At 46.5% G+C, this 20,017-nt stretch carries 19 protein-coding genes and 1 pseudogene; 14 read left to right on the top strand and 6 right to left on the bottom strand.

Annotated elements, in window-relative coordinates:
* Nucleotides 1–6: 6 nt before the first annotated feature.
* The gene (gene gyrA / locus ACFQZT_RS11625) at nucleotides 7–2,448 is read left to right on the top strand and encodes a DNA gyrase subunit A (RefSeq protein ID WP_379299836.1); all 2,442 of its coding nucleotides are present in this window, start codon (nucleotides 7–9) and stop codon (nucleotides 2,446–2,448) included.
* Here gyrA and ACFQZT_RS11620 read toward each other — a convergent pair.
* Complete coding sequence (locus ACFQZT_RS11620) at nucleotides 2,439–2,606, bottom strand: hypothetical protein (protein WP_379299834.1); 168 nt, start codon at nucleotides 2,604–2,606, stop codon at nucleotides 2,439–2,441. The genes gyrA and ACFQZT_RS11620 overlap by 10 nt on opposite strands.
* Before the next feature lie 887 nt (nucleotides 2,607–3,493).
* On the opposite strand from ACFQZT_RS11620, the gene ACFQZT_RS11615 reads away from it, so the two are divergent.
* Nucleotides 3,494–3,898: a MarR family winged helix-turn-helix transcriptional regulator gene (locus ACFQZT_RS11615; RefSeq protein ID WP_379299832.1), complete on the top strand. Its 405-nt coding sequence runs from the start codon at nucleotides 3,494–3,496 to the stop codon at nucleotides 3,896–3,898.
* Here the strand turns inward: ACFQZT_RS11615 and ACFQZT_RS11610 are convergent.
* Genes ACFQZT_RS11610 through ACFQZT_RS11600 form a run of 3 tightly spaced genes read right to left on the bottom strand, consistent with a single transcriptional unit; the run spans nucleotide 3,875 to nucleotide 6,648 of the window.
* Entirely contained in the window at nucleotides 3,875–4,600 is a 726-nt protein-coding gene (locus ACFQZT_RS11610; protein WP_379299830.1) for an RluA family pseudouridine synthase, read from the bottom strand. The two genes, ACFQZT_RS11615 and ACFQZT_RS11610, sit on opposite strands and share 24 nt — an antisense overlap.
* A gap of 2 nt (nucleotides 4,601–4,602) precedes the next feature.
* Nucleotides 4,603–5,469, bottom strand: coding sequence for a class I SAM-dependent methyltransferase (locus tag ACFQZT_RS11605; RefSeq protein WP_379299828.1), 867 nt, complete (start codon nucleotides 5,467–5,469; stop codon nucleotides 4,603–4,605).
* A 54-nt stretch (nucleotides 5,470–5,523) separates the two neighbouring features.
* Nucleotides 5,524–6,648, bottom strand: coding sequence for a peptidylprolyl isomerase (locus tag ACFQZT_RS11600; protein WP_379299826.1), 1,125 nt, complete (start codon nucleotides 6,646–6,648; stop codon nucleotides 5,524–5,526).
* Nucleotides 6,649–6,967: 319 nt separating this feature from the next.
* On the opposite strand from ACFQZT_RS11600, the gene glgB reads away from it, so the two are divergent.
* The 9 genes from glgB to ACFQZT_RS11555 all read left to right on the top strand — a co-directional run bounded on the left by glgB (nucleotide 6,968) and on the right by ACFQZT_RS11555 (nucleotide 16,664).
* Nucleotides 6,968–8,971 carry a 1,4-alpha-glucan branching protein GlgB gene (gene glgB, locus ACFQZT_RS11595; RefSeq protein WP_379299824.1) on the top strand — a complete coding sequence of 668 codons (2,004 nt, stop codon included), beginning with the start codon at nucleotides 6,968–6,970 and terminating at the stop codon, nucleotides 8,969–8,971.
* The gene (locus ACFQZT_RS11590; protein WP_379299822.1) at nucleotides 8,914–10,062 is read left to right on the top strand and encodes a glucose-1-phosphate adenylyltransferase; all 1,149 of its coding nucleotides are present in this window, start codon (nucleotides 8,914–8,916) and stop codon (nucleotides 10,060–10,062) included. Before glgB ends, ACFQZT_RS11590 begins: the two co-directional genes overlap by 58 nt.
* 6 nt (nucleotides 10,063–10,068) lie before the next feature.
* The gene (gene glgD / locus ACFQZT_RS11585) at nucleotides 10,069–11,181 is read left to right on the top strand and encodes a glucose-1-phosphate adenylyltransferase subunit GlgD (RefSeq protein ID WP_379299820.1); all 1,113 of its coding nucleotides are present in this window, start codon (nucleotides 10,069–10,071) and stop codon (nucleotides 11,179–11,181) included.
* A 229-nt stretch (nucleotides 11,182–11,410) separates the two neighbouring features.
* The gene (gene glgA, locus ACFQZT_RS11580; protein WP_379299818.1) at nucleotides 11,411–12,850 is read left to right on the top strand and encodes a glycogen synthase GlgA; all 1,440 of its coding nucleotides are present in this window, start codon (nucleotides 11,411–11,413) and stop codon (nucleotides 12,848–12,850) included.
* A 124-nt stretch (nucleotides 12,851–12,974) separates the two neighbouring features.
* Complete coding sequence (locus ACFQZT_RS11575) at nucleotides 12,975–13,163, top strand: hypothetical protein (protein WP_379299816.1); 189 nt, start codon at nucleotides 12,975–12,977, stop codon at nucleotides 13,161–13,163.
* A 69-nt stretch (nucleotides 13,164–13,232) separates the two neighbouring features.
* Nucleotides 13,233–14,687 (top strand): cardiolipin synthase, encoded by a 1,455-nt coding sequence (gene cls, locus ACFQZT_RS11570; protein ID WP_379299814.1) that lies wholly within the window; start codon nucleotides 13,233–13,235, stop codon nucleotides 14,685–14,687.
* Nucleotides 14,688–14,855: 168 nt separating this feature from the next.
* Nucleotides 14,856–15,611 (top strand): YheC/YheD family protein, encoded by a 756-nt coding sequence (locus ACFQZT_RS11565; RefSeq protein WP_379300443.1) that lies wholly within the window; start codon nucleotides 14,856–14,858, stop codon nucleotides 15,609–15,611.
* A 140-nt stretch (nucleotides 15,612–15,751) separates the two neighbouring features.
* Entirely contained in the window at nucleotides 15,752–16,258 is a 507-nt protein-coding gene (locus ACFQZT_RS11560) for a DUF3189 family protein (protein WP_379299812.1), read from the top strand.
* Between the two features lie 79 nt (nucleotides 16,259–16,337).
* On the top strand, nucleotides 16,338–16,664 hold the full coding sequence (locus ACFQZT_RS11555) for a metal-sensitive transcriptional regulator (RefSeq protein ID WP_379299810.1): 327 nt from the start codon (nucleotides 16,338–16,340) through the stop codon (nucleotides 16,662–16,664).
* Nucleotides 16,665–16,734: 70 nt separating this feature from the next.
* Here ACFQZT_RS11555 and ACFQZT_RS11550 read toward each other — a convergent pair whose 3' ends face one another.
* Complete coding sequence (locus ACFQZT_RS11550; RefSeq protein WP_379299808.1) at nucleotides 16,735–16,956, bottom strand: hypothetical protein; 222 nt, start codon at nucleotides 16,954–16,956, stop codon at nucleotides 16,735–16,737.
* Between the two features lie 190 nt (nucleotides 16,957–17,146).
* On the opposite strand from ACFQZT_RS11550, the gene ACFQZT_RS11545 reads away from it, so the two are divergent.
* The 3 genes and pseudogenes from ACFQZT_RS11545 to ACFQZT_RS11535 form a co-directional block, all read left to right on the top strand.
* Entirely contained in the window at nucleotides 17,147–18,160 is a 1,014-nt protein-coding gene (locus ACFQZT_RS11545) for a zinc-dependent alcohol dehydrogenase family protein (protein ID WP_379299806.1), read from the top strand.
* Nucleotides 18,161–18,279: 119 nt separating this feature from the next.
* Nucleotides 18,280–18,975, top strand: coding sequence for a DUF7002 family protein (locus ACFQZT_RS11540; protein WP_379299804.1), 696 nt, complete (start codon nucleotides 18,280–18,282; stop codon nucleotides 18,973–18,975).
* A gap of 14 nt (nucleotides 18,976–18,989) precedes the next feature.
* Nucleotides 18,990–19,097 (top strand): annotated as a pseudogene (locus tag ACFQZT_RS11535) (VOC family protein); the annotation flags it as partial.
* 358 nt (nucleotides 19,098–19,455) lie between these two features.
* Here ACFQZT_RS11535 and ACFQZT_RS11530 read toward each other — a convergent pair.
* Entirely contained in the window at nucleotides 19,456–19,911 is a 456-nt protein-coding gene (locus tag ACFQZT_RS11530) for a transposase (protein WP_460871896.1), read from the bottom strand.
* Between the last annotated feature and the right edge of the window lie 106 nt (nucleotides 19,912–20,017).

The following is a 20,017-nucleotide window of genomic DNA, read 5'->3' as shown; positions in this document are numbered from 1 at the left end:
TGAAGGTTGAGCATGTTAGAACAGTTTTTACCTGCCTATCTGGAGGAGGTCGTTGGCGATCGCTTCGGCCGTTATTCCAAATATATTATTCAGGATCGCGCGATTCCTGACGTCAGAGACGGCTTAAAGCCCGTACAACGGCGAATTTTGTATGCCATGTACGACTCCGGCAATACGCCTGATAAACCGTATCGCAAATCGGCGAAAACGGTCGGTGACGTGATGGGTAACTATCACCCGCATGGTGACGCTTCGATCTATGATGGAATGGTGCGCATGGCGCAGCCGTGGAAAATGGCCCACACATTGGTCGACGGCCATGGCAACTGGGGATCGCTGGACGATGACCCGCCAGCAGCGATGCGTTATACGGAAGCGCGCTTGTCCGAAATCGCGATGGAGCTGCTTCGCGATATTGAAAAACGCACGGTTATGTTTAAAGATAACTTCGATAATACGACGAAAGAACCTGTGGTGCTTCCTGCCCGTTATCCGAACTTGCTCGTTAACGGCGTGAGCGGAATTTCATCCGGCTTCGCGACAGAAATTCCACCCCATAATTTACGTGAAGTGATCGATGCCTGTATGGCGATGATCGATAAGCCTGAGATCACGATCGAAGAGCTGATGACCATCGTCAAAGGGCCGGATTTCCCAACCGGCGGGATTATTATGGGCGAGGAGGGAATTCGCGAAGCTTACCGGACAGGCAAGGGTCGCATTTACATTCGTTCGAAAACGGCCATCGAAGAGATGCGCGGCGGCAAGCAGCAAATTGTGATTACCGAAATTCCTTATCAGGTTGTGAAATCACGTCTCGTTACGGCGATGGAAAATATTCGGCTTGAGAAAAAGGTTGAAGGCATCGCCGAGGTTCGTGACGAAAGCGGCCGTAACGGTTTGAGAATCGTCGTTGAACTGAAAAAAGAAGCGGACGCGCAAGGGATTCTGGCTTATTTGCTCAAGAAAACAGATCTCCAAGTGACCTACAATTTCAACATGGTTGCGATTGTTAATAAAGCACCGCGTCAATTGGGTGTTAGAGAGCTTCTGGAGGCTTACATTGAGCATCAGAAGGAAGTTGTCACCTACCGGTCCCAATATGAACTGGAGAAGGCCGAGGATCGCGCCCATGTGCTGGAAGGGCTCGTTAAGGCGCTGAACATCCTGGATGAGGTCATCGCAACGATTAAAGCATCCAAGAACCGTCAAGACGCGCAAAACAATCTCGTCGAAAAATTCGGTTTTTCCGAGCGTCAAGCAGATGCAATTCTGGTGTTGCAATTATATCGTTTAACGAATTTAGAGATTACGACACTGGAGAAAGAACTGAAGGACGTCGAGAAGACGATTGCCTACTTGCGCGGTATCTTGGGCAGCTTGAAGAAACTGCTTGGCGTCATTAAAGATGAAATGGGCGAGATCCGTAAAAAATACGGAATTGATCGCCGATCCGATATTCAGGGTGAAGTGGAAGAACTGAAGGTGAATCTGGAGGTCATGGTGACGCCGGAGGATGTACTGGTTACTCTCTCCAATGAAGGTTACCTGAAACGGACAAGCAAGCTGTCTTTCACGCGTTCCGGCGGGGAATTAGAGAGCACAGGCCTCAAAGAAGGCGATTACGTTCGCTTCTTGCTTGATGTGAACACCATTGAAAGTCTGCTCATTTTTACACAGAAGGGCCAGTACTATTTACTGCCTGTCCATCAGGTTCCTGAGTACAAATGGAAAGAGAACGGCACGGCCATCGTGAACGTCATTCCGATCTCCAAGGAAGACCGGATTGTCAGCGTTATTCCAGTGAAAGGTTTCGATGAGCCGGACAAGTCGCTTGTATTCGTTACGCGTAAAGGTCAAGTGAAGCGGACGGAGCTCAAAGAATATATGACGAACCGCTCCAGCGGAATCGTCGCCTGTAAGCTGGGTGAGCAGGACGAAGTGCAACACGTCCACCTGAGCGACAACACGAAGGAAATACTGCTTGTAACGAAGCAGGGAATGAGTATCCGGTTCCGCGAAGAGGAAGTGAACCCGATGGGTCGAGCGGCCGCCGGCGTTCGCGGCATCCAGCTCAAGGAAGACGATGAGGTCGTCTCGGCGGAATGGATTTATGGGGATGAAGGAGAAGTGCTTGTCATCTCTGACCTCGGTTATGCCAAACGCTCCTTAGTGGTCGATTATCCGATCCAAGGCCGCGGAGGCAAAGGTATTCTTACCTTCGAATTCAAGGAAGGCAAACGGGTGAGGCCGAATGGTTCTGCTTTGATTCGCACCTTTATCGTGAAGATGGATTATACGATTATGGCGATTATGAGCAATGGTGAAAGAATTCGGTTTTCAACGGAGACGGCACCTTTGGAAGACCGCAAATCACAAGGGAAACAGGTCGTACCAGTCACCAAAACGGAATCCATCCTAGAGATTCTGCGATTTCCTCAATCGTAGCTGACCGTGGGCGGATCCAGCTTCTCCATGAGTTGAAACGCTACTTCCAATAAGACCCACAGGGGCATCGGTTCGTCTAATCGATCCAGCCACTGTGGGTCTTTCATTAATCCAGACTCCAGCGCCTTTTTGCCAAGCTCCAATTTCCAAGCTTCCACCCGGAATCACTCCTTTGCGTGATATTTTCCAAGTCGGAACAGCTTCGTCATGTGAAGAAGCCCATTCCAACCTAATTCACAGTATATGTTTGTGGCAGCCCATATGTTACCGCATAGGATTGTTTGCATTTTGTGGACCTTGTAAATATTAGCATCCATTATTTCGATGGATACCCAAAATAAATAGCCAGACTTCTTGACGCAATCGCAACAGTGGGAGAGAACATGAGGCGCTAATAGCGTACTAGTTTGACGCAAAAATGAGTGGAAAATGGTCAAAAACGAGCTTGATAGAACAAAAGTCTATAATTAAAGAACCTTATTCGTTATACATGGAATCTTGTTCTCTATGCTACCTTTGGCGGTTGAATCACACCAAATTAGAGTCCCTTGAATGTCTTAATTGAGAACAACGAGCCTTAGAATAGAGAGGGGGAGTGGGCTTGATACGGAAAACGGAAGAAACCATGAAAGAACTTAAGCAGATTTACGAGGAGCGTTATGCAGACACATCAAGTGGGAATAATTTCAAACCTAGATACACAAACTCCTTGACGTTACCGTTCCTCTCTATAGGCTAAGCGTGAATTAACGGCCAATTTACCTGTACTTTTTGCAGGTCAACTGCGTAAAGAGGCCTCTCAACATTAACATATACATTGATAAAATAGGGCGACATAAACAAATTTACGGGACATCTGGTTAAAGGAGCGGAGTTAACGTACCATAAATGGACAAGATGGCCAAGCAATGTGGAAATATCGACAGCATGTCTTGTCGGAGTTGCTGATCTTGTCTGAAAATATTAATGCCATTAACCTTTAAACCGTCTCTAGGCCGTGGTATACTTGGATTAGGAGTCATTTGGAAGCGAGTTGATGTGAGATATGTATTCAGATGAATTTGGGAAGTTATGGCTGAAACTGTCCAAAGAATTAAAGTCACAGATGGAAACGGGGTTGGCGCCGACCTTAACGGAGGGCCAACTTGGCGTTTTGGAGCTGCTTGGCTCGAATGAGCGAATGAAGCCGTCTGATTTGATCGAATACTTAGCGACCACGCCTGCTGCGGTCACGACACTGCTGGATCGGATGGAAAAGAATGAATTGATCGTGAGGGAGCGGGATGAGAAGGACCGCCGAATCGTGTGGGTCAATTTGACGGATAAAGGAAAGGCGGAATGCGAAAGAGGCACCCGAATCCGTGAACAGCTGCTGGATTCTTATCTCAATCGCGTTTCCGCCCATAACCAGAAACTGCTTATTTATTTATTGGGGAAGGTCGCTAATTAGCTCTGACCATAGAAACCACGGGTGCTGCTCGGGCGGCAGTGACCGGAAGCGAAGCTCCTCTTTGAGCGTTGGGTGCTCAAAGGCTAGTTCGGTCGACCAGAGCGCGAGCTGCTGGCCCGGTTTGTTGACGGCGCTCCCGTAGCGCTGGTCGCCGTAGAGCGGGCAGCCCGTCGCCGCGAGCTGGACGCGGATCTGGTGCGGCCGCCCGGTGTGCAGCTTGATGTGAATCAAGCTAAGCCCATCCTGGCTGCCGAGCACCCGATAGTCCAGCACGGCCTCTTTGGCGTCCGGCTGGCCTTGTTTCACCACGCTGACGGTATTCGTCCGCGTGTCTTTGCGAAGCCAGTGCCGCAGCGTAGCCGACGGCTGCGGCGGTTTGCCATGCACGACAGCGACGTAGGTCTTGTCGAGCTGGCGTGTTCTTACCGCGTCCGATAGCCGGGACGCGGCTTTTGACGTCTTGGCGAATACCATCACGCCGCCAACGGGACGATCAAGCCGGTGCACAAGCCCGAGGTAAACGTTGCCGGGCTTGTGATGGCGGTGCTTCAGATCCGCCTTCAGCACGCTGAGCAGATCGGGGTCGCGCGAGTCGTCTTCCTGCGTCGGCATGTTGATCGGCTTGACAACCACGAGAATGTGGTTGTCCTCGAACAGAATCGGAATTTGCGAAGCTTCCGATACATCTTTAGGTCCTGCCACCTTTACGCCTCCCAGCGTCCCAGAATGCCGCAAGGCAGCATCAAGCCGGAATGGGTGATGGGCAGTCCGATTTCGCCGCTGGAAATCGTGCCGCCATGTTTTTGCTTCATCGCCATAGACAGGATGTTATGCAGGACAGTGGCCGAGATGCCTGTTGTATAGGAGTTAATCAACAGAAACAGCGGGTTGTCCGTTAGAATGGACATGCAGGTCTGGATGAATGGGTAGAGGTCATCCTCGAGCTTCCAGGTCTCGCCATTCGGCCCGCGTCCATAGGACGGAGGGTCCATGATGATGGCGTCGTATTTGCTGCCTCGGCGCTGTTCCCGCTGCACGAATTTGAAGACGTCATCCGTGATAAAGCGGACCGGACGGCTGCCCATTCCGGAAAGGTGAAGGTTTTCCTTTGCCCATTGGACAACGCCTTTGGACGCGTCCACATGACACACTTCCGCACCTGCATAAGCGCAGGCGAGTGAAGCTCCGCCGGTGTAGGCGAACAGGTTCAACACTTTAATCGGGCGGCCAGCGCCTTGGATTTTTTCGATCATCCATTTCCAGTTCACCGCTTGTTCCGGAAACAAGCCCGTGTGCTTGAAACCGGTCGGTTTGATATAGAATGTCAGCTTCTGGTCATACGTAATGGTCCATCGCTCAGGCAGCTCGGTGCGATATTGCCATTGACCGCCTCCGCTGGAGCTGCGGTGATAATGAGCATCGGCCGTTTGCCACACTGGAGTTTCTTTGACGAGAGGCCAAATAATCTGAGGATCCGGTCTTCTAAGCACATATGTACCCCAACGCTCCAGTTTCTCGCCTCCGCCGGTATCGAGGAGCTCATAATCGGCCCAATCTTTTGCAAAAAACATGCTGTAATCCATCCTTCAACTTGTATACTTTTTCAAACATCCATTGTACACCATTTATTGACCTAAATCGATCTTTTCAATCAGGCCAGGCAGTTCTTTTTCGGTGAAAGCCTGCAATTGCTCTGGTTCTAATTGGTTTTTCAGCTCTTCCTTGACTGAATCCAGTGATTGCACACTTCGCGATTCTACCTTCATAACGTGATAACCGTATTCCGTTTCGACCGGATCGCTAATCGTATTGAGGGCAAGTGTGAGCGCAGCATTTTTAAATCCTTCAACCCATCCGCCAACTTTGGCATCTGCATACAGTCCGCCATTATCTTTTGAGCCCGGGTCGTCCGAGTATTCTTTGGCCAACTTGGCAAAGTCCTCGCCGTTCTTTAGCTTTTGCTGTACTTCTTTGGCGCGAGTTAGCGCTTCTTCTTTGGTTCGCAGCGCGTTGCCGGTTACGCTATCCTTCAATCCGACGAGAATATGACGAACCGAAGCGATGGTAAACGCATCTTTATCTGCTTTTAACGCATTGTCATAACTTGCTTTAAGCTGCGCATCTGTAATCGTTGACTTCAGATAGCTTTGTGAACTGTTGCTCTCTGCCAAGTAGCTATGAAGATCAGCTTCGGTCAGCTTCATTTTTTTCAAATCCTCAGCAATTTTAGTTTCGGAATACTTGGCTTTCAAATAAGCAACTTGCTTATCCGCTTCGTCTTTTGCTGCTGCCAAGTCCGTCTCGGAGGCTTTACCGGAAAGATATTTGCTTTGAATTAGTTCTTTGACCATGTATTGCTGATACTCTGGATTGCTTTGAGAGGAGGCATAATTCGGGTTGAAAAATGTTTGCAGCGCCAAAAACGTATCAAACTCACCTTTGGTCACTTGCCCGCCTTTGTACGTCGCAACGACTTGCTTAGGATTGCCACCGATCCAAATCGTTTCGTTTGCTTCATCCCACTCCACCTTTTTGCCGAGTGCTTCGCTCACGAATCGGAGGGGAACATAGGCTGAGCCTTCATAAATGAACCCTTTTCCTTCAGACGGTACTTTTTCTGCGCCATCGAACATATACTTCAAATTTCGGAAGGCTACTTCGATTTGGCTGCCCGCAGCGAAAGCCGCCGTGCCGCTTAATAAAGAACCAATCGTCAAGCCGACGATCAGTCCTTTCATTTTGTCTTTCATAACCATAATTCCACCTTTCAGCCTGTTGTACTCTAATCATTCACCAAATGTGAATAAATTCCCTTTATTTTCTTGAGGTGAGATTAAAGGAATTCTTTACCTGTTTGTAGTATTTGTACTCTAAGAGGAAGTTTAAAAAGTTCACTTTGACCACATCAGAATGTAAATTCTGATTGGCGAATAAACCTACCTTTAGTCGCGGTCGCTCATCATGATTGACTTCGATAATAGGTTTATCTCATAACGGAGCCTGAAAGCGAACTTTTTAAACATCTATCTTTATTTAATCTTCAAATTAGCTGATTCAGGGAGGGATTGGGTGGAGATCAATGTTATTCCCAGCTCAGAAGATTTATTTTTGCTTCATGAAGGGTCCCTTTACCACAGCTATAAACTATTGGGGGCACATGTAAGCAAGAAGCCGGGGCAAGAGGGGGTTCGCTTTGCAGTATGGGCGCCTCATGCCAGAGCGGTCCATGTTCTGGGCGACTTCAACGGTTGGAACTCTGGAAGCCATGTGATGGAACGATTAAGTACCTTAGGCGTTTGGATGTTGTTCGTGCCTGAAGCTCGCGATGGCGACTTTTACAAGTACGAAATCCACAGCGAAACGGGGCGCGTTCTTTTAAAAGCCGATCCTTACGCTTTTTACTCTGAGCTTCGCCCCGGAACAGCTTCACGTGTCTATGATTTGGAAGGCTATGAATGGCATGATCAATTATGGCAAGAGAACAAAAAGAACGGTCCTATCTACAATAAACCGCTATCGATTTATGAGGTGCACCTCGGTACTTGGCGGAAAAAGGATCGTCACAGCGAAGAGCTCTATACGTACGAACAGCTTGCGGAAGAATTGGTCGATTATGCAGTCGAGATGGGGTATACGCATATTGAACTGATGCCATTAGCCGAGCATCCTTTCGACCGTTCTTGGGGTTATCAAGCGACAGGATATTTTTCCGTAACGAGTCGTCACGGCGCCCCGAAGGATTTTATGCGCTTCGTAGACCGCTGCCATCAATGCGGAATCGGCGTTATTATGGACTGGGTTCCAGGCCATTTTTGCAAGGATGATCATGGACTCCGGCAGTTTGACGGAAAGCCGCTTTATGAATATCAAGATTCGCGCAAAGCGGAGAAACTGGAGTGGGGAACACTCTCATTCGATTTTGGCAGGCCGGAGGTTCAAAGTTTTTTGATCTCCAATGCGGTCTTTTGGATGGACATGTTTCATATGGATGGTATACGGGTCGATGCCGTAGCCAGCATGCTTCATCTCAATTTCGGCAGATGGGATGATAAGCCGATTCGCAATCAATTTGGCGGCGATGAGAATCTGGAAGCAGTAGCTTTTCTACGCAAACTGAATCAAGTTATTTTCTCCTATTACCCGCACGCCCTCATGATGGCTGAAGACTCCTCAGACTGGCCGCTGGTAACAGCACCTGTACATGATGGGGGACTGGGGTTTAACTACAAATGGAATATGGGCTGGATGAACGATATGCTCCGCTATATGAAGTTGGATCCCATTCACCGTAGATATCATCACAAACTTATTACTTTCTCCTTTATGTATACATTTTCTGAAAATTATATTTTACCGCTCTCGCATGATGAGGTTGTGCATGGCAAACGGTCGCTTCTTCATAAGATGCCCGGTGACTATTGGCAAAAGTTCGCCAATCTCCGTGCTTTATACGGCTATATGATGGGTCATCCCGGAAAAAAGCTGCTCTTCATGGGCAGTGAATTCGGCCAGTTTGATGAGTGGAAGGACCTGGAAGAAGTTGACTGGTTTCTGCTTGAAAAATATGACATGCATCGCCGTATGCACCATTACGTAAAGAAACTCAATGAATTCTATCTAAACGAACCGGCCTTGTGGCAGCTTGATCATCACCCTGACGGGTTTCAGTGGATCAATCCGCACGATGAGAGTCAAAGTGTCGTCACGTTTATGCGGAAAGGTAAGACCGCAGCGGACGATCTCATCCTTGTTTGCAATTTTACGCCAGTTGTCCATCCGGATTACCGTATCGGCGTCCCCAGACATGGCGTGTACCAGGAAGTATTTAATAGCGACTTAGCCGATTTTGGCGGTTCCGGTCAAGGTAATCGGGCACCGCGTTCCAGTGAAAAACGCTCATGGCATGGGTTGCCCTATAGCCTGGCTCTCTGTATTCCGCCGCTTGCGGCTGTTTATATCAAATGCATCGAAGTCACCCAAACCAAGAATGAGGATGTTGAAGGGGGAAATCAGCTATGCGCAGCAAAGAATGCGTTGCCATGCTCCTTGCAGGAGGAGAAGGTCGAAGATTAGGCGTCTTGACGAACAATTTGGCCAAACCGGCCGTACATTTCGGCGGAAAATACCGGATTATTGATTTTACCCTTAGCAATTGTACGAATTCCGGCATTGATACCGTTGGCGTGCTTACGCAGTATCAGCCTCTCGTACTGAATTCTTATATTGGCATTGGAAGTTCGTGGGATTTGGACCGCAAATACGGCGGTGTCACGGTACTGCCTCCGTTCATGGAACAAAAGGGCGGCGATTGGTACAAAGGCACGGCGAATGCGATTTATCGCAATATCGGATTTATTGAGCAATATGACCCTGAATATGTGCTGGTCATCTCCGGTGATCACATCTATAAAATGAATTATGATCTCATGCTCGACTATCATAAGCAGAAAAAAGCGGATGCGACCATCGCCGTCATCGAAGTGAAATGGGAAGAAACAAGCCGTTTCGGCATCATGAGCGTCGATGAGCAGCAGGCCATCACCGAATTCGCTGAGAAACCGAAGCAAGCCAACAGCAATCTGGCTTCGATGGGTATTTACATTTTCAACTGGAGCGTGCTCAAGTCTTATTTGATCAAGGACGAAGCCGATCCGAACTCCAATAAGGATTTTGGCAAGGATATTATTCCGATGATGCTGAAAGATGAAGCCAGAATGTTCGCCTATCCGTTCGACGGGTATTGGAAAGATGTGGGAACCATTGATAGTCTGTGGGAAGCAAATATGGATTTACTGGATGATCACAATGAGCTGAATCTGAATGATAAGGACTGGCGCGTATACTCTCAGAATCCGTACCAGCCGGCACAATATGTGGCTTCATCGGCAATCGTGCGGCGCTCGCTCGTCAATGAAGGCTGTGCGGTTTTTGGCGAAGTGGATCATTCGGTTTTGTTTTATGGCGTTCAAGTCGGCGAAGGAACGGTTATCAGCGACTCGGTCATTATGCCGAATGCGAAAATCGGCAGCAATGTAACCATTAAGAAAGCGATAATCGGTGAAAATACGATTGTCGAAGATGGCGCGATCGTAGACGGTCAGGGAGAAATCGTGTTGATTGGCGGAAATGAACGGGTTGCAGCGACTGCAAATCAGAAAGGATGAGTTCAAATGAAACATGTGATGGGTGTTATCAATTTAGTGAATGAACCGGATGATTTGGAAGAACTGACTTATTTCCGCAATCCTGCGTCTGTCCCGTTTGGCGGGCGATACCGATTAATTGATTTCACGCTTTCGAGCATGGTGAATTCAGGCATTGATAATGTGGCGGTGTTCACACAGCATAAATATCGTTCCTTAATGGACCATCTGGGGTCTGGAAAAGAGTGGGATTTGGACCGGAAGCGCGGCGGCTTGTTCGTCCTTCCTTCGGTGCTGGATGAACCGACAGGCATCTCGCGTGGCGATTTATACCAATTTTACAGCCATCGCGATTATTTCTATCGCGGCAAAGAAGAGCTGGTCATTATTTCACGCAGCCATATGGTTTGCAATATCGACCTGCGGGATGCGGTTCGCTATCATGAGGATACGCAGGCTGATATTACCGTTATTTATAAGCAAACGGATGAGGATATTCATGGTAAATTCCGGCGGATAGCCGTAAAGGACAACGGTCTGGTGACCGTGATGGAGGATCATACCGGACGGCTGCGCACAAACAACATTTCGATGGAAATGTATATCATGAGCAAAGCGCTGCTGCTCGATATGGTGGAGTCTTGCCTGGCACAAGGCTATGACCATCTCGTTCGAGACGGCATTATGAAAAATATTGACAAGCTTAGCGTTTACGGTTATAAATTCGAAGGGCATCTCGGCGTTGTCAATTCAATCCAAGGCTATTATAAACATAGTATGCAGCTGTTGAATCCAGCGATTTGGAGAGAGCTTTTCTTCCAAAAAAATAACCTAATTTATACGAAAGTCAAAGATGAGCCTCCTGCCAAATATTTGGACAGTGCAGCAGCCAAAAATGCTCTTATCGCGAATGGCTGCACGATCGAAGGCAAAGTCGAGAACAGCATTCTCTTTCGCGGCGTAAAAATCCGCAAGGGCGCTTATGTCAAGAACAGCATCATCCTGCAAAACTGCGAGATCGAAGAAAATGTCATCATCGAAAACGCCATCCTGGACAAAGACGTTTTCATCAGCCGCGGCCGCGTCCTGACGGGCGATAACAAAGCCCCCTTTATCGCCGCGAAGACGAAGGTGATTTAAGGGTTGAAGACCTAATGTTTTAAATTATAGAATGGAAGTTTTAAAAGCCGGCTTTCAAAACCGAGAAGGTTGGATGAAAAATGGTGAACGAGGAGCGGAGCTTAGTGGTTTGCTAAGTGAGCACCGCAGTTCCCCGTTTTTCATTCAAGATTCGACGTCGAATAAGCTCCTTGTTCATACATCGTTTTCAAAGTCGGTTTTTAAAACATCCTCTTATAGGAGTGGGAAGATGAGAGTTTTGTTTGTGGGTTCTGAGGCCACCCCATTCGCCAAAACCGGCGGTCTGGCCGACGTCCTCGGATCGCTGCCCAAGGAACTTACACGCCAAGGTCTAGATGTAAGAGTCATGCTGCCGAAATATGGGGACATCCCCGAACGCTTCCGGCAAGCTATGACATCTGTCGTCGCGTTCGACGTGTATGTGGGATGGAGAAAACAGTTTATCGGTATTGAAGTCCTGCAGCACGAGGGCGTTACTTTCTACTTTGTCGACAACGAATATTATTTCCGGCGGCCCGGACTCTACGGGTATGGAGACGAGGCGGAGCGTTTCGCTTTCTTCTGCCGAGGCGTCATTGAGGCGCTGCCGCTGCTTGATTATCAGCCTGACGTGATTCACTGTCACGACTGGCAGGCCGGAATGATTCCCGTGCTGCTCAAGGCCCATTACAGTCATCTTCCCTTTTTTAGCGGGATCAAGACGATTACCACGATCCACAATTTGAAATATCAAGGTGTGTTCAGTCAGCCGTTATTAAAGGATTTGTTCGGCTTAAGCGATGACCATTTTACTGGCTTGGCGCTTGAACTGCATGGCGGAGCGAGCTTCTTGAAGGGCGGTTTACTCTATGCAGATCGCATCACGACGGTGAGTCAGACCTACGCGGAAGAGATTCAAACTCCGTACTACGGCGAATATTTGGACAGCCTGTTGCGGCACCGGAGAGATCAGTTAACGGGAATCGTCAATGGGATCGACTACGAGATTTTCGATCCGATGAATGATCCTCATCTCGCCCAGAACTACAGGGACTCGCTTCCGAAAAAGCAGCAAAACAAACTTGCGCTTCAGGAACGGCTTGGTCTTCCCGTGAATGGCGATGTGCCGATGATTGCACTGGTGACTCGATTGGTGCAGCAGAAGGGGCTCGATCTCATCCAGCATGTGCTTTCTGAAATCTTATCGCTCGATATCCAGCTTGTTGTGCTGGGTACCGGTGACGAAAGTTATGAGCGGATGTTCAGGGATGCGGAGCATACCTATCCCGATAAGATTTCCGCGCAAATTACGTTCAATGAAGCGCTCGCCCATCAAATTTATGCTGCATCGGATCTATTCCTGATGCCTTCACAATTCGAGCCTTGCGGGATCGGACAATTAATCGCGCTGCGCTATCGCTCAGTTCCGATCGTCAGAGAGACGGGAGGGCTGAAGGACACTGTACTGCCGTACGATGAATTTACCGGTGAGGGAACAGGTTTTACATTCAGCAATTATAACGCACATGATATGCTGCACACGATTCGCAGGGCCGTATTTTTCTATAAAAACGATCGTGAATCTTGGCTTCGCATTCAGCAAAATATGAAAAAATGCGATTTCAGTTGGAAGAAGTCGGCGCAGCAATATATTTCCCTTTACAAAGAAACGATAAATAGTCACGACTAATCGGAGACTGGAGGCTCCTTAAAGAGCTTCCGGTCTTTTCTTTTGTTCCCTCTTTAGATTTCGATCCCGATTGTCGATAAAAACAATACCGGATAATATTTTAAGCGAGAGGCAGTTGTTCATAGTGAGCCGGACTGATATTTGTTTCACAGACGCAGATTTGTATCATTGCATGCTATTTCAAACGCCCGTTGAGGTATGGTTTGATGGAGAATTGGAAGATACCGGGGTGCTGATCGAAGCGTACTCCGATGAGGTAATTAAAGTTGGCGGTGTCTATTACTTGCGAAAGTTATGTCTGATTAAAAAATAATAATAACACTTAAGTTACCAAGAATTAGGTATAATATCCATATCGACATCAAAGATTTGGAGTGTTGTTATGGCATGGATTTCTAATTTTTTTACAGGTCTTTTTATTATTAATATTTTACTAGCATTAACCGTTGTCTTCCTGGAGCGTCGCAATGTTGCCGCAACTTGGTCTTGGCTTATGGTTCTCCTTTTCATTCCGATTCTGGGCTTCTTCCTCTATGTCATATTCGGGCAAAACCTGAGCCGCAGAAAGTTGTACAAGTGGAACCGTCAAATGCTGGAGAGAGTGAAAACCGTCATCGCCGAGCAAAGGCAGCAATTGATGGATGGAACTTTGGCCTATATGGATCCGATGGTCAGCAGGCACCGGGATCTGATTTATATGAATGTGGCGACGAACGATGCTTTTTTGACACAAGACAATAGTGTCCATATTTTTACGGACGGCATCTCCAAATTCAATGATTTGTTCGCAAAAATAGAGGCCGCGCAATCCCATATTCATATCCAATATTATATTGTCAAGAATGACGAACTTGGCCAAAGAGTCATGGAGGCATTGACGAAAAAGGCAGAGCAGGGCGTACAGGTAAGGTTTCTATACGATGATATCGGATCCCGCACGCTAAAGGAATCTTTTTTTCGTGATTTCGTGGAGGCGGGGGGTCAGGTTGCCGCCTTTTTCCCTTCACGCATACCTTATTTGAATTACCGGGTCAACTACCGCAATCATCGAAAGTTAGTTGTCATCGACGGTCATGTCGGTTATATGGGCGGATTTAATATCGGAAAAGAATATTTGGGTTTAGATCCCAAATTCGGCTTTTGGCGTGATACGCATTTACGGTTAACCGGGATGGTTGTCCGCGCCTTGCAGTCCAGATTTATTCTAGACTGGAATCTGGCTTCTGCCAAACACATTGAAATCGAACCCATTTATTTTCCGGATATCTCGGAACTGGAAGCTCACAGTCGGGTCCCGATGCAAATCGTGGCAAGCGGTCCGAATGAAGCTTGGCCGCATTTCGTCTATACTTTTCTGAAAATGATTCACTCGGCGAAACGCCGAATTCTTTTGCAAACGCCATATTTCATACCTGAGGAAAGCATGCTGAATGCCTTGCGGATTGCGGCGTTATCCGGGATTGATGTCAGAATCATGATACCCCAGAAGGCAGATCACTTGTTTGTCCACTGGGCATCTCTGTACTACGTCGGTGAACTGCTTCAGGCCGGCGTGAAGTGCTATCTATACGATCAAGGTTTCTTGCATGCAAAAACGATCGTGATCGATGGAGAAATGGCGTCTGTCGGAACCACTAACTTTGATATTCGCAGCTTACGACTCAATTTCGAAACGAATGCGGTAATGTATCATGCAGAAACAGCGAAAAAGCTGGAACATATTTTCTGGAAAGATATGGAGGGCTGCTTGGAGTTGACGTTAGAGGAGTACAACAAACGTTCGCTTCGCATACGTTTTCTGGAGTCGGTATCGAAGCTGATTTCACCGATTTTATAGGCACATCGTCATTTACCTTCGATCCCTACATGAGTGGGGACGAAGTTTTTTTTTATTTTTCAAAATTACTGTTAGGCTGAAGCCGTGAAGCGTGTTGTGCAATAGGAATAAAGTGGAATAGCAACGAAGTGCTTTCTTGGGGGAAGGGGAAAGTTTGTGCCGGGAAAAATGGGATTACACCAGTTCTATATGAAAGATGACTTGATCCGCGCCTATCTGCCACACACCGAATGGTTGAATCGAAACACATTCACCCGATTTATACAAAAATATCGATCGGTATATCTGAAACCGAATATGTCGCACATGGGGAAAGGAATCATGAAAGCGTGGAAGGTAGAAGGAGGATTTCGGCTGGTCAAAATGAAAGGGATAGCCCGGCAATTTAAGGGGAAGGAATCCTTGTTTAATGCGGTTCGTCAACAAGCGGCATCCACGCCTTATATTATTCAAAAGGCAATTGATTTAGCGGAAATAAAAGGCCGTCCTTTCGATATTCGAGTGATGATGATGCGAAATCGGTATAATCGTTGGCAATATGTTGGCATGCTGGCCAAGGTAGCAGGAAAATCAAGTGTGATTACGAACGTAAATCGTGGAGGCGGCTATGCGGTTGAGATTGATAAAGCCTTAGCTGCATCGCTTTCGTTGTCGAAATTGAATCAAAAAAGACTCATTCGCGAGTTGGTCCGTTTAAGCTATCGAATTTGCAATCGGTTTATCCGCTACAAATATTCCTCCCAAATCGGTGTCGATTTTGCCTTAGATCGCCAAGGGAAAATATGGGTCATAGAGGTCAATTTTGACTTTCCTTCCCACGAGCTCTTTGCCAGATTGAAAAATAAATCGATATATCGAGGAATAAAAGTCATTCGGCATTCATATCTAAAAGCGCTTAAATCCGGCAGCATTCAACGAAAATAAGCTTTTTTGCACGCTGGGGATCGGCAGGTCCTCGGCAAACCGCATCTCTTAGGGGATGCGGTTTGTTTGTTTTTGTATAAAGTGGGTGGGAATGGGGGAACCTTTTTAGCAAAATTACACGACAGGATGGCAGGTTTGAGATGATCTATATTTACAATGATTTCGGGGGAACGCATACTACTGTACTGGCTGCCACTTATCATCTTGAAAAGCTGGACGAAAAACGCGAACCCACAAAGGATGAAATATTAAATTCGCACAATTTTAATAAGCTGGTGTATCAAGATCGAGGAAAGCTGTATTATCACGGTGAAGATAAGGAAGGCAACAAGGTGTATACGCTCGGCAGAGGGAGATCTAAAATCCTCATTCCAGGTATTTTTAATCTGATCGATATGCTTCTGGAAGAAGAAGTTCTAAAAGAAAAAATCATTTTATCGAATACATCTCCAACCGTTCCCTTTGCTATGACTTGCGGAGGCATGCTTTCCCGTTGGTTGAAGATTGATTTTATTGGCGTACCCCTATTAGTCGTTGGGGCGAAGCAAGCTTATAAGGATATTATTCAACTGGTTCATCATACCAAACAGGTTGCCCATAGTTCGACTTCACAGCTGGTTATGCTCGAAAATAAAGAGTTTAAATGACAGGCGAATGGATTAAATCATATTTTACATAGAATAGGGGGATTGGGTATAATGGTCTAGGGAAAGGGAGGTTACGGGTATGGAAGAAATCACAAATGAAAACGAAACGACTTGCCATTCTACGAGTGACCGGAAAAGTCATCATTCAGACAAAACGAAAAGCAGTCTCATCAGCAGGCTAAATCGCATCGAAGGTCAAGTTCGTGGTGTCAAAGGCCTTATTGAAAAAGATACTTACTGTGATGATATATTAAATCAAATTGCCTCTATCCAATCCGCTCTAAATGGTGTCGGAAAGCTCTTGCTCGAGCATCATATGAAGAGCTGTGTCATTGAACGGATCCAAGATGGCGACCATGATGTGATTACCGAACTTTTAACGACGATGAATAAGTTGATGAAATGAACAAATAGGAATAAAGAAGAGCAGCCTTCCCAGTTGGAGGCTGCTTTTTTTGTATGAATGACAGGGAGGATCAAATGATTTCACTGGAATCAACGTTTTTGAGAAGGTCGCATGACATATCGGCTTTGAAATCACTGATATGATTGACTGCTTGTTCCTCTTCAATACCCAAAATATTTGTGAAAAAAAATAGCATATGTTGATATAACGTAGCGTATTTCTCAAGCTCTTTCGGATGTTCAGACAAATATTGCCGATGTTGATTTACAAGTTTTTCAGTGATTGGGCTCAATGAAGTTCCTCCAATAGGGATATGAAATCAATGTAACACATTCTATGGGAGAAATGTAGATGATTAATCAATTTTTAACGCTTCCCGCATTTAATAAGCCGATTTCCTGGACACTTTAAAGTTCCTACTTACTTTATTTTAGTTTATGTATTATTGTATGTATATACCCAATGAAAAGGAGAGATTTTCCATGAAAGCTTATGAAATACATGATGAATTTGGTCTTGATCAGCTGAAGTTAACCGAGCGCCCAATACCTGTTCCCGCTCCCGGTCAAGTACTTATCAAATTGCGGGCTGTATCCCTAAACGCACGAGATCTGGGCGTTATTAACGGGTTTTATAACCCGAATTTAAAGGAACCGCTCATTCCGATATCTGACGGCGTTGGTGAAGTTGTCGCTTTGGGAGAACAAACGTCCAGATTCAAAATAGGTGAGCGAGTAAGTGGTATTTTTACCCAGAGTTGGATTTCCGGCGAGCCGACGAAAGCGAACTGGCACAGCACGCTCGGAAGCCCATTGAATGGTCTGCTTGCTGAGTATGCGGTTCTTCCCGAAGAAGGATTAGTGAGAGTTCCGGAACATTTATCAGATGAAGAAGCGGCCTCGCTGCCTTGCGCAGGTGTGACGGCATGGCATGCTATCGTCGAAGAAGGCAAAGTCACAGCCGGTAAAACCGTTGTTGTGCAAGGGACGGGTGGAGTCTCCCTGTTCGCGCTTCAATTCGCCAAGCTTCACGGGGCTAACGTAATTGTAACATCAAGCAGTGACGAGAAACTCGAGCAGGCTAAGAAACTCGGTGCGGATTTCGGAATCAACTACAGACAAACACCTGAATGGGATCAAGTCGTACTAGATCTTACGAATGGTGTGGGAGCGGATCTAATCGTTGATCTTGGGGGATCGGCTACCTTGAATCGATCGATCTCAGCACTTAGAGTAGGCGGGCAGATCAGTATGATCGGCGGTCTATCTGGTTACCAAGTGGAAGGTTTTGCTATCATTCCGGCGATTATAAGAAAAGCGCGCCTTCAGGCGATCAACGTTGGCAGTCGCGACATGTTTGAGGCCATGAACCGTGCCATTGAGCAGAACACGCTTCGACCGGTTATCGATCGGGTTTTCCCATTTGAACATGCTGTCGATGCTCTTCAATATTTAGCAAGCGGGTCATATTTCGGAAAGATTTGCATCAAATTCTAATGGACTCCTTAAAATATAAAACAATCAGAACACTGAACTTAATGAGTTTAGTGTTTTTTTATAGGATTTCAAAACCGCCATTTAGGACAGCAGAGTTGATGACATGAAGGAGTGGGATAGTGAGATATGATGTCATAGCTGCAATTACAAAACCCAAAAGCAGAAAGTCTCTTTATCATTTTACAAGAGTGAGGAATTTGCCGGCTATTGCGCATTTCGACGCTCTATTTTCCAGCTATAAAGTAAATCCCCATTTCGAAGGTGAGCGCCGGCCAGAGGCCAGAGAAGTGGCGTATGCTGAATATTCGATTACAATTAATGCCCATCTAAAGATTCATGAAAGTATGATAGATACAGCAACCACACAGGAACAATTTCGGGCGTATCTGGACAGGCATGTATTTTTCTGGCCTACATTAAAGGATTGCCGGAAAATGATGGAGACCTACGCTCGAAGAGAACCGGAAGAAGCGTTTGCTGTCCTGGAGTTCGATGCTTTTTCTTTATTAATGGAGCATCACCGCGCAGTAAAGCTATCCAAATACGACTCGGGGAGCTCGCCGCGATTTCCAAACCGCTGTACTTATAAAAAGAGTCCGGAAATGTTTCTGCCTTTAGAGTACTTTAAGAGCATACTGAACAAAACAGTTCCTGCAAACGCTTCTGAAATAAGGGAGGTACTTATCGAAGAGCAGGTTATCAACGTGTCGAAGTATTTACGAGCTGTTTATGTCGATAATTGTAAAGCTATACCTGAGTGCTGGAGTGAGCTTGCGAAACCTCAGGCGGATTTGCAGGTTAGAAGTTCAAGATGAATAGCCTGGCATGTAAAGTTGGAATGGAGCTGCAAGAAACATTTTGGAGCAAATACTATGGCAGTGTGACGGACAAGTTTGGGGTAATCTGGCAACTAAACTTAGGGCTTGGCGACTGGTGACTATCCTTCACGAATAGCGAATTTTTAGAAGGAAAACAAAAATATAACAAGAACACACCAGACGGTGTGTTTTTTTTCATCTTGGAGGTCTAAAATTGGCGCTATCTCGGATCAATGGGCACAGGCCTAGGATTATTAATTGTTAAAAATATTCTGGCAATACATGAAAGCCGGTTCGGATCTTAAACTCTTCTTTATCTATGACGCTTCTGGAAGAGTCGGGACGCTGATTGATGCGTTAACGATGATATTCACACTAAGCATGCACGAAAGCTGACATGAAAGAGATTTAAAGAGGCTGCCTTCAGTTATCCACAAAAAACACCAAATATTTACAGTTCGTTTTTTGCCGTATGAGCTAAAAAAGTAACGATTGATCAAGGTGACGCGGTTTTCCAAAAAAAGGATATTCACTTGTCATAACCTTAACGAATGATGATTCTCTTGGGCTCTTGAACAGCCTTGTTCGCAGTATCCACCNATGGAACAGGTAGATCTTAAGCAGCTTTAAGACCTCCCATTGACTCTTATCCGTCTTTAGGTCAAGCGTGATGAGCAAACTAACGGCGAAGGCAATGAGAGATAAAAAAAGTTGGTTCCATACGGCATCGGGATCACAGCTATACAGATTCACAAGGTTTAAGTGTTGCTTAACCCACTTGAAAAAGAGTTCAATCTTCCAACGGTTCTTGTAAATGCGTGCCACTTCTGCCGCCGACAGATCCCAGCGACTCGTCAAAACCCGGTAGCGTCGTCCTTTGTGATCCACGAACTCAACCAAGCGAACAGGCTTGGTGGTTTTATTCGTGAGCACATCCACATCTCGGATGACCTGTGTTTGGCCCTGAACCGGCGATACCTCGCGTTCACTACCTTCTACAGGAAAAAGGTTTAGTTTATCCCGAACGCGTACCACAAAC

Origin of the sequence: Paenibacillus sp. GCM10027628, from assembly GCF_042676385.1 — a bacterium.
GTDB lineage: Bacteria > Bacillota > Bacilli > Paenibacillales > NBRC-103111 > Paenibacillus_E.
Note: the sequence above shows the minus strand (reverse complement) of the source record. Positions and strands in the feature narration are given on the sequence as shown.